The sequence below is a fragment of the Idiomarina solivarensis genome (assembly GCF_033052755.1).
Taxonomy (GTDB): domain Bacteria; phylum Pseudomonadota; class Gammaproteobacteria; order Enterobacterales; family Alteromonadaceae; genus Idiomarina.
The window spans coordinates 807,006-816,286 of the sequence record NZ_JAVFHZ010000001.1 but is presented as its reverse complement, the minus strand read 5'-3'; the positions used below and the strand labels follow the sequence as shown (position 1 = coordinate 816,286).

Sequence of the window (9,281 nt, the reverse complement as noted above, 5' to 3'; positions counted from 1 at the left end):
GCGATTAGCGCAGTTTGGTAGCGCACTTGGTTTGGGTCCAAGGGGTCGCAGGTTCAAATCCTGCATCGCCGACCATTCTCTTGACGGTGAAATGGTTCGATATGCGCCCGTAGCTCAGTTGGATAGAGCAACGGCCTTCTAAGCCGTGGGTCGCAGGTTCGAATCCTGCCGGGTGCGCCAGAACGCGCCAAAGCAATAACTCAGTGGTGGGTGTAGCTCAGTTGGTAGAGCCCCGGATTGTGATTCCGGTTGTCGTGGGTTCAAGTCCCATCATCCACCCCATTTCTTTCTTGAAAATTTCCTGTATTACGGCGATTAGCGCAGTTTGGTAGCGCACTTGGTTTGGGTCCAAGGGGTCGCAGGTTCAAATCCTGCATCGCCGACCATTACAGTCTTCCCCCTTTTTCTTTTTATCCACTGCTGCTACATTTAACTTATTCCCTATTAATAAATTTCGTGTTAACTCTTGGTTGGAGTATTGTTATGGACTTTAAGAAAAGTTTAAAGAATCCCGCTGAAGCGTTTGATTCCCCCCAAGCGGTGGTGGAAGATCCTGAACTGTCGACAGAGCAAAAAATAGAAGTTCTAACGCAGTGGCGTTACGACGAGCTTGAGACTGAGGTGGCGGATCAAGAAAATATGGCCGGAACCAAACCCGATAAGCTCGGTGAAATCAATAATCTATTGCTCAAGCTTGAGGGGAAATCTTAGTAATTTTTCCCTTTTGTCAAAAGGAAGCTTAAAAATTGCCGTTCGGGGACTCGACTCCGAGCGGTCTCCTCGCTATAATGCTGCGTCATTTTTAAAGGTCAACGCCGTTGCCGCATCTTATTTTTTATAATGATAAATTGATGCGCGTAACATTCATTGATTGAAACCGAGGTAATGAAGCAATGCAGGTTTCTGTAGAGACAACTCAAGGTTTAGAGCGTCGTGTGACTGTAACAGTCCCGGCAGATGCAATTGATAGCGAAGTAAAACGCTTATTAAAAGAAGAATATCGCCATCGTCGCGTGAATGGTTTCCGTAAAGGAAAAATTCCGCCAAACGTTCTGCAAAAGCTGTTTGGTCGTGAAGCTCGCTCACGTGCCGCATCAAGCGTCATGCAAAGTAAATACTTTGAAGCCGTTATGCAGGAAAAATTGAATCCTGCTGGTGCACCTGCAATTGAACCTAAAGTCAATGAACCAGGTAAAGATCTTGAGTTCACTGCAACGTTTGAAGTGTATCCAGAAGTGGAAGTGCTAAATCTGGATAAAGTAAAAGTAGAAAAGCCGGCTGTCGAAGTGACAGATAAAGATATCGACAACATGCTGGAAACTTTGCAGAAGCAACACGCTGACTGGAAAGAAGTTAAGCGTAAGTCCAAAAAAGGTGACAAAGTCACTATGGATTTTGTTGGTTCAATCGACGGTGAAGAATTTGAAGGCGGTAAAGCCGAAGATTTTGCTCTGGAATTAGGCGAAGGCCGTATGATTCCGGGCTTTGAAGATCAAATTAAAGGTATTAAAACAGGTGAAGAGAAGACGATTGAGGTCACTTTCCCTGAAGACTATCACGCTGAAAACCTGAAAGGTAAAGAAGCGCAATTCGTGGTTACGGCGAAGAAAGTCGAAGCTCGCGATTTACCTGAACTAGACGACGAGTTTGTGGCGTTGTTTGGGGTGAAAGAAGGCGGCGTTGACGCATTGAAAGAAGAAGTTCGTAAGAACATGGAACGCGAACTTAAGAATGCAGTAAAAGCAAAAGTTAAAGAACAAGTGCTGAAAGGCATTGTTGAAAATAACGATGTTGAATTGCCAAAATCAATGATTGATCAAGAGATTGATCAATTGCGTAAGCAAGCAGCTCAGCGCTTTGGCGGTAACGCAGAACAGATGCCTGATTTACCGGCAGAATTGTTCGAAGAACAGGCAAAAGAACGTGTTAAAGTCGGTTTGTTATTGGGTGAAGTAATTCGCAGTAATGAACTTAAAGCCGATGATAAGAAAGTTGATGAAATCATTGCTACTGCAGCCTCTGCTTATGAAGATCCGCAGGAAGTTGTTGAATACTACAAATCAAACAACGATATGATGCAGCAAGTTCGTAACTTAGCGTTAGAAGAGCAAGCTATCGAATTCGTGTTAGAAAAAGCGACGGTTAAAGATAAAAAAGCCAGCTTTGATGACATCATGAATCCGAAGCAACAGTAATCTCGTGTAACGGAATCCTTGACGGGTCCCGCTACAGCTTGGTTTAATGGCTCGTATGACCTCATACGAGCCATTTTTATTTCAGGAGCTTTATAAAACATGTCGAGCGATATTCAGGATCCAATGGCACAGCTAGTCCCTATGGTTGTCGAACAAACTTCAAAAGGGGAGCGCTCTTACGACATTTATTCACGCTTATTAAAAGAGCGTGTTATTTTTTGCTGTGGTCAGGTAGAAGACCATATGGCCAATTTAATCGTGGCTCAGTTATTGTTTTTAGAATCAGATAATCCTGATAAAGACATTTATTTATATATTAATTCACCCGGTGGCGTGGTGACAGCTGGTATGGCTATTTACGATACCATGCGGTTTATTAAGCCGGATGTGAGCACTGTCTGTATGGGACAAGCTGCCAGTATGGGAGCGTTCTTATTAGCAGGCGGAGCTCAGGGGAAACGTTATTGTCTGCCAAACTCACGAGTAATGATCCATCAACCATTAGGTGGATTTCAGGGACAAGCGTCAGATTTCGAAATTCATGCTAAGCAAATTTTGGATCTGAAAGAGCGCTTAAACCGTATGTTATCTGAGAACACAGGTCAGGATTACGAAAAAGTGGCCAAAGATACTGATCGCGATCACTTTTTAACGGCAGAAGAGTCAATCGATTATGGTCTGGTTGATGGTATTTTACGCCAGCGTGGTGAAGAATCCTGAGTTGGCACTTAGTAGTTAGGAGATAAGCATGACGGATCAGTCCAAAGGTGACGGCGAAAAGCCGCTCTATTGCACTTTTTGTGGCAAAAGTCAGCACGAAGTTAAGAAGCTCATTGCCGGGCCGTCCGTATTCATCTGCGATGAGTGCGTAGAGCTGTGTAATGACATTCTGAAAGAAGAAATTCATCAACTCTCTCCAGTGCCGGAACAGGATGAATTGCCTGTACCCAAAGCGATTCGTAAGCATTTGGATGATTATGTTATTGGTCAGGATCGCGCTAAGAAAGTTTTGTCAGTAGCGGTTTACAACCATTACAAACGCTTACGCGCCTCAGGCAAAGCAGATGTTGAACTGGGCAAAAGTAATATCTTGCTGATTGGCCCAACAGGGTCAGGTAAGACTTTCCTGGCTGAGACGATGGCTCGTTACCTGGATGTTCCTTTTACCATGGCTGATGCTACAACGCTAACTGAAGCGGGTTATGTTGGTGAAGACGTTGAGAACATTATTCAGAAGCTTTTGCAGAAATGTGATTACGATGTTGAAAAAGCCGAGCGAGGCATTGTTTACATTGATGAGATTGACAAGATTTCACGCAAATCAGAGAATCCGTCAATCACCCGCGATGTGAGTGGGGAAGGTGTACAACAGGCTTTGTTGAAACTGATTGAAGGAACGGTTGCCTCCGTACCTCCACAGGGTGGCCGGAAACATCCGCAACAAGAATTTTTACAGGTTGATACATCAAAAATCTTGTTTATCTGTGGTGGTGCTTTTGCTGGCTTGAATAAAGTCATCGAGCAGCGCCTATCGACTGGAACCGGTATTGGTTTCGGTGCAGAAGTAAAAAGTAAGACGCAAAGTGAAGAGGGGGCTATCATTGCCAAGGTTGAGCCGGAAGACTTGGTTCGCTACGGTTTAATCCCTGAATTCATTGGTCGACTGCCAGTTGTGGCAACACTGGATGAACTGGATGAAGAAGCCCTTGTTGAAATTTTACGTGAACCTAAAAACGCGTTAACGAAACAATACTCTGCGTTGTTCGAAATGGAAGATGTTGAGCTCGAGTTTCGTGAGGATGCATTAAGAGCCATTGCGAAGAAAGCGATGATTCGTAAGACTGGTGCTCGTGGTTTACGTTCTATAGTAGAAGGTGTTTTACTCGGAACGATGTACGAGTTACCGTCTGTAGAGGGTGTGGTTAAGGTAGTGGTCGATGAGTCTGTAATTGCAGGAGAATCAGATCCTATTTTAATTTATGCGAATCAGCAAAAAAATAAACAGGCTTCAGGCGAATAATACGAAACTGTTTTAAAAGTGTTCAAAAAAGGGCCGGAATGGCCCTTTTTTTCTGTCAAGGATTGAACTTTCAGGTAAAGACCGCATATAAGAAAGTAAACCTAGGTCGGGAGAGAATTTAATGAGCGAAGAACGCACCGAACAATTAACGATGCCAGTTCTGCCGTTGCGAGATGTAGTGGTTTACCCGCATATGGTGATTCCGCTGTTTGTCGGTCGTGAAAAATCGATTCGATGCTTACAAGCGGCTATGGACGAGGATAAACAAGTTTTTCTGGCAGCGCAGAAAGACGCTTCTGTTGACGATCCAACGAATGATGATATTTATCAGGTTGGTACCGTAGCGACGGTACTGCAACTGTTAAAATTACCTGACGGCACAGTAAAAGTACTGGTGGAAGGGAAGCAACGCGCGCAGCTGGATGAATTGCAGGACAACGAAGAGTATTTTAAAGCCAGCATTCATTACTTGGCAGCAGAAGAATTGCCAGAGAAAGAGGAAGAAGTACTGATTCGTTCAGCACTGAATCAGTTCGAAGGCTATGTGAAGCTGAATAAAAAAATACCACCTGAAGTACTAACATCACTGTCTGGTATCGAAGATGGCGATAGATTAGCCGATACAATGGCCGCTCACATGCCGCTAAAACTTGCGGAAAAGCAGGCCATTTTGGAAATTACAGATGTTCGCGAGCGTATCGAACATCTAATGGCGCTAATGGAAGGTGAGATTGATATCTTGCAGGTCGAGAAGCGCATTCGCAGCCGCGTTAAAAAGCAAATGGAAAAAAGCCAACGCGAATATTATTTGAATGAGCAGATGAAAGCCATTCAAAAGGAGTTGGGCGAAACTGAAGACGGCGTCGATGAATTTGAGCAGCTACAGAAGAAAATTGATGACGCTCAAATGCCAGCTGAGGCCAAGAAAAAGACCGAAGCTGAATTACAAAAATTGAAAATGATGTCTCCGATGTCGGCCGAGGCAACGGTCGTGCGTGGATACATTGATTGGATGGTATCGGTCCCCTGGAAAAAGCGCTCTCGCATTAAGAAAAACTTAGCTAATGCAGAACAAGTGTTGGATGCTGATCATTATGGTTTAGAAAAAGTCAAAGAACGCATCATCGAATATTTAGCCGTTCAGCAACGAACGACAAAAGTAAAAGGTGCCATTCTTTGCTTAGTTGGCCCTCCGGGGGTTGGCAAGACCTCTTTGGGGCAATCGATAGCAAAAGCGACAGGTCGTGAGTATATCCGTATGGCGCTTGGTGGTGTTCGTGATGAAGCAGAGATACGAGGCCACCGGCGTACTTATATTGGTTCGATGCCAGGCAAGTTAATTCAGAAAATGGCGAAAGTTGGTGTTCGCAATCCGCTGTTCCTGTTAGATGAGATCGATAAGATGTCGGCAGACATGCGAGGCGATCCTGCGTCTGCTCTATTAGAAGTGTTGGATCCTGAGCAAAACATTAACTTTAACGACCATTATCTGGAAGTTGACTACGATTTATCTGACGTAATGTTCGTAGCGACATCCAATAGTATGAATATTCCTGCACCACTATTGGATCGGATGGAAGTTATTCGCTTGTCAGGTTATACCGAAGATGAAAAGCTTAATATTGCTAAACGACATCTGCTGACGAAACAAATTGAACGTAATGGATTGAAAAAGAAAGAAATTACTGTTCAGGACAGTGCAATAATAGGCATTATCCGTTATTACACACGTGAAGCTGGTGTGCGTAACCTTGAACGCGAATTATCTCGCCTGTGCCGCAAAGCGGTGAAGGAAATTTTGCTGGATAAATCCATCAAGCACGTTGAAATTACCGGCGACAATCTAAGCGACTACTTAGGTGTGCAACGCTTTGATTACGGTAAAGCGGAAGAAGCCAATCAGGTAGGGCAAGTTACAGGCTTGGCCTGGACTGAAGTTGGTGGTGATTTACTTACTATTGAGGCTACGAATGTTGCTGGTAAAGGTAAGACAACCACAACCGGTTCATTAGGCGATGTTATGCAGGAGTCTATTCAGACGGCCCTGACAGTGGTTCGAAGCCGGGCCGACAAGTTAGGCATTGCCGATGACTTTCATGAAAAGCGTGATATTCATGTTCACGTACCTGAAGGGGCTACACCAAAAGACGGACCTAGTGCAGGTATCGCAATGGTAACGGCAATGGTGTCATCATTAACCGGTAAGCCCGTGCGTTCTGATGTCGCCATGACCGGTGAAATAACTTTGCGCGGGGAAGTCTTAGCTATTGGCGGCTTGAAAGAAAAACTATTAGCCGCTCATCGTGGAGGGATTAAACATGTGTTAATCCCTAAGGAAAATGAGCGTGATCTAAAAGAAATTGCTGATAACGTAAAAGAAGACTTGGTGATTCAACCCGTTAAATGGATTGATGAAGTATTGGATGTTGCTTTGGTTAAGTAATAATCAAGACTTAATACTAAAGTCATATTTGAACGCTAGAATGCGGTCTGCAGGTGAGAAATAGCGCTTCAGACCGCATTTTTTCGTTAAAAAGTGAGTAAAAAGGGTTTTCAATCGGAACGACTGTGGTAGCCTAGAGTTTAAAGCTGATTCAAATGTATGACATAAGAACGGCTGGATAGAAAGCCATTTGGAAATAATGGTGCTTGAACAATTAAATCAAGCTTGATATAACCGTTTTGGCCCATTTAAATCCGAATGGAACCACGGAAACTTGATAATAACAATCTAAGGGGATGATACTGTGAACAAGTCTCAGCTTATTGACAAAATCGCGGCAGGTGCAGATATTTCTAAAGCTGCTGCTGGTCGTGCTCTGGACTCAATGATCGATGCAGTAACTGATGCTCTAAAAAAAGATGACCAAGTCGCATTAGTTGGCTTCGGTACGTTTAGCGTACGTGAGCGTTCTGCGCGTACTGGTCGTAACCCACAAACGGGTGAGACTATTCAGATCGCTGCTGCTAAAGTACCTTCTTTTAAAGCAGGTAAAGCACTGAAAGACGCAGTAAATTAATTAAAGCGCTTCTAGCGCTTTTTTTAAAGAATAATACTAGTAGCCCGAGGTTTATAAACCTCGGGTTATTTTTTTGTATGCAGGGTGAGTTTTAAAGCGAATCACTTTATAATGTGGTTCGTTTATTTTGGTTAAATAAGGAAAGCCTTATTATGTTAGAGCGGATTCGGGAAGGCTCGCAGAGTTACACTGCTAAGGCCATTCTTGTGTTAATCATTCTAACTTTTGCACTAGCCGGTGTTGGCGGGTATATCACCGGTGACACAGAAGACGCAGTCGCAAAAGTTAATGGAGAAGAAATTACTCGTAGTGAATACGATCGTGCCTATGAAAACGAACGCAGTCGCTTACAGGAACAGTTCGGCGACATGTTTTCGGCTATAACGTCCGATCCAAACTACATGCGTGAATTACGCAGTGGCGTTTTAGAACAACTTGTTGAGCAAGAACTTTTATTGCAATACGCTAAAGCGAATGGCATGAGAGTGGGGCCTGAACAAGTTAAAGCCGCCATTCGTGATATTCCGCAATTTCGTACAGCAGGACAGTTTGATAACGATGTCTATTTGATGGCATTGCGAAATGCTGGCTACAGCCCAGAAGCTTTTGCCAATGTCATGCAACAGGATATGACTCGAAACCAGCTGCTGCGAGCTCTTTCTGCATCAGAGTTTGTGCTTGAACCTGAAGTTTTGGCTTTCCTTCGGTTACAGAAGCAAACCCGGTCGGGCGGTTTTCTGGTTGCTGAAAACGAGACATTCACTGAGCAAGTTGATATTACAGAGCAAGATATAGAAGCTTTTTATCAACAGAACCAGTCCATGTTTCGTACCAAAGAAAAACTCAGCGTTGCGTATGTTGAGCTGTCATTGGCTGCTATCGAATCGAATATTGAAATTTCTGATGAAGAAATAAAGTCCTATTATGAACAGCGCCAAGAACAGTATACGACTGAAGAAGAACGTCGGGTGTCGCATGTTCTAATCGAATCAAGTACGGAAAATGCAAAACAAAAAGCAGAGCAGGCCTTAGCGGAACTTAAGCAAGGGGCTGACTTTACAGAAGTTGCTAAAACGTATTCGGATGACACATTTTCAGCTGAACAAGGTGGTGATCTTGGCTGGATTGAAGCTGGCATGATGGATGAAGATTTCGATGCGGCAGTTTTTGATTTAGCAAAAGTTGGTGATTTATCTGGCATTGTTGAGACCAGCTTTGGTTATCATATTATTAAGCTGACAGACGTACGAGAAGGATCTGTCACGCCGTTCAGCGAGGTAAAAGACGAAGTTCGGCAGCAGTTGTTAGCTGGCAAAGCCGAAGATCGCTATTTTGAAAAGCAGCAAAAGCTTGCCGAAATTAGCTTTGAGCAACCGGATACTTTAGTGCCGGCGGCTGAAGAAATTGGAGCAACTGTGCGCCGTACTGAGTTGTTTTCTCGCGATAGGGCGCCAACGCCGTTGAGTGACGACGTTATTCTGAATAACCTGTTCTCAGAGCGGTTAATTCAAGAAAAGCTGAACAGTGAAATTATCGAAACCTCCGATGATCGCTCATTGGTTGTACGTGTCACTGAACATCAGCCGGTAAGAATAAAAGACCTGAATGAAGTTCGGGAGCAAATTGTCGCTCAATTACGTGTTGATAAGGCTCAGGAATTGGCCCTTAACCAAGCTGAGCAATGGATGGAAACTTGGAAAGCCGGAGAAGTACCTGGCGATGGTGTTGTCTGGTTAGAGAGCGTTTCTAGAAATAATCAACAGCACCCAGGCGCCGTTGTGCAGGAACTCTTTGCTATGTCTCCATCAGCAAGCGAAAGCAGTAGCTTTAATACAGTAGCACTACCTAATGGTGACGCCGCCGTTGTTATGTTAAGCAATGTATCTGCCGGTAATGTTGAAGGGAGCCAGTTTGCGGAGTTGCAAAAGCAATTGCAGAATCGAAAAGCGCAAGTGATGTTGCAGGCTTTCATTAACAACTTGAAAAGAGATGCTGATATAAAACGTTTATCAACTCAGTAAAACGTTTCATGTAAAGCGATAGAGG

7 protein-coding genes and 3 tRNA genes are annotated in these 9,281 nt (G+C 43.9%); all 10 read left to right on the top strand.

All coding sequences use genetic code 11. From position 1 onward, the window contains the following. Nucleotides 1-103 precede the first annotated feature (103 nt). Nucleotides 104-180 (top strand) — tRNA-Arg (locus RBK99_RS04025). A gap of 26 nt (nucleotides 181-206) precedes the next feature. Then, a tRNA-His gene (locus RBK99_RS04020) sits at nucleotides 207-282 on the top strand. Nucleotides 283-309: 27 nt separating this feature from the next. Next, nucleotides 310-386 (top strand) — tRNA-Pro (locus RBK99_RS04015). 97 nt (nucleotides 387-483) lie between these two features. Then, on the top strand, nucleotides 484-711 hold the full coding sequence (locus tag RBK99_RS04010; RefSeq protein WP_317503343.1) for a hypothetical protein: 228 nt from the start codon (nucleotides 484-486) through the stop codon (nucleotides 709-711). Between the two features lie 182 nt (nucleotides 712-893). Beyond that, on the top strand, nucleotides 894-2,195 hold the full coding sequence (gene tig / locus RBK99_RS04005) for a trigger factor (RefSeq protein WP_317503342.1): 1,302 nt from the start codon (nucleotides 894-896) through the stop codon (nucleotides 2,193-2,195). A gap of 99 nt (nucleotides 2,196-2,294) precedes the next feature. Next, nucleotides 2,295-2,915: an ATP-dependent Clp endopeptidase proteolytic subunit ClpP gene (gene clpP / locus RBK99_RS04000; RefSeq protein ID WP_317503341.1), complete on the top strand. Its 621-nt coding sequence runs from the start codon at nucleotides 2,295-2,297 to the stop codon at nucleotides 2,913-2,915. Nucleotides 2,916-2,943: 28 nt separating this feature from the next. Next, nucleotides 2,944-4,215: an ATP-dependent protease ATP-binding subunit ClpX gene (clpX, locus tag RBK99_RS03995; protein WP_317503340.1), complete on the top strand. Its 1,272-nt coding sequence runs from the start codon at nucleotides 2,944-2,946 to the stop codon at nucleotides 4,213-4,215. A 121-nt stretch (nucleotides 4,216-4,336) separates the two neighbouring features. Continuing rightward, nucleotides 4,337-6,658: an endopeptidase La gene (gene lon, locus RBK99_RS03990; protein ID WP_317503339.1), complete on the top strand. Its 2,322-nt coding sequence runs from the start codon at nucleotides 4,337-4,339 to the stop codon at nucleotides 6,656-6,658. 304 nt (nucleotides 6,659-6,962) lie between these two features. Continuing rightward, complete coding sequence (hupB, locus tag RBK99_RS03985; RefSeq protein WP_011234253.1) at nucleotides 6,963-7,235, top strand: nucleoid-associated protein HU-beta; 273 nt, start codon at nucleotides 6,963-6,965, stop codon at nucleotides 7,233-7,235. Nucleotides 7,236-7,387: 152 nt separating this feature from the next. Continuing rightward, on the top strand, nucleotides 7,388-9,256 hold the full coding sequence (ppiD, locus tag RBK99_RS03980; protein ID WP_317503338.1) for a peptidylprolyl isomerase: 1,869 nt from the start codon (nucleotides 7,388-7,390) through the stop codon (nucleotides 9,254-9,256). Nucleotides 9,257-9,281: the final 25 nt, after the last annotated feature.

Coding starts and splice junctions, on each gene's coding strand:
- ppiD (WP_317503338.1), top strand. CDS start 7,388: ATGTTAGAGCGGATTCGGGAAGGCTCGCAGAGTTACACTGCTAAGGCC.
- lon (WP_317503339.1), top strand. CDS start 4,337: ATGAGCGAAGAACGCACCGAACAATTAACGATGCCAGTTCTGCCGTTG.
- clpP (WP_317503341.1), top strand. CDS start 2,295: ATGTCGAGCGATATTCAGGATCCAATGGCACAGCTAGTCCCTATGGTT.
- clpX (WP_317503340.1), top strand. CDS start 2,944: ATGACGGATCAGTCCAAAGGTGACGGCGAAAAGCCGCTCTATTGCACT.
- RBK99_RS04010 (WP_317503343.1), top strand. CDS start 484: ATGGACTTTAAGAAAAGTTTAAAGAATCCCGCTGAAGCGTTTGATTCC.
- tig (WP_317503342.1), top strand. CDS start 894: ATGCAGGTTTCTGTAGAGACAACTCAAGGTTTAGAGCGTCGTGTGACT.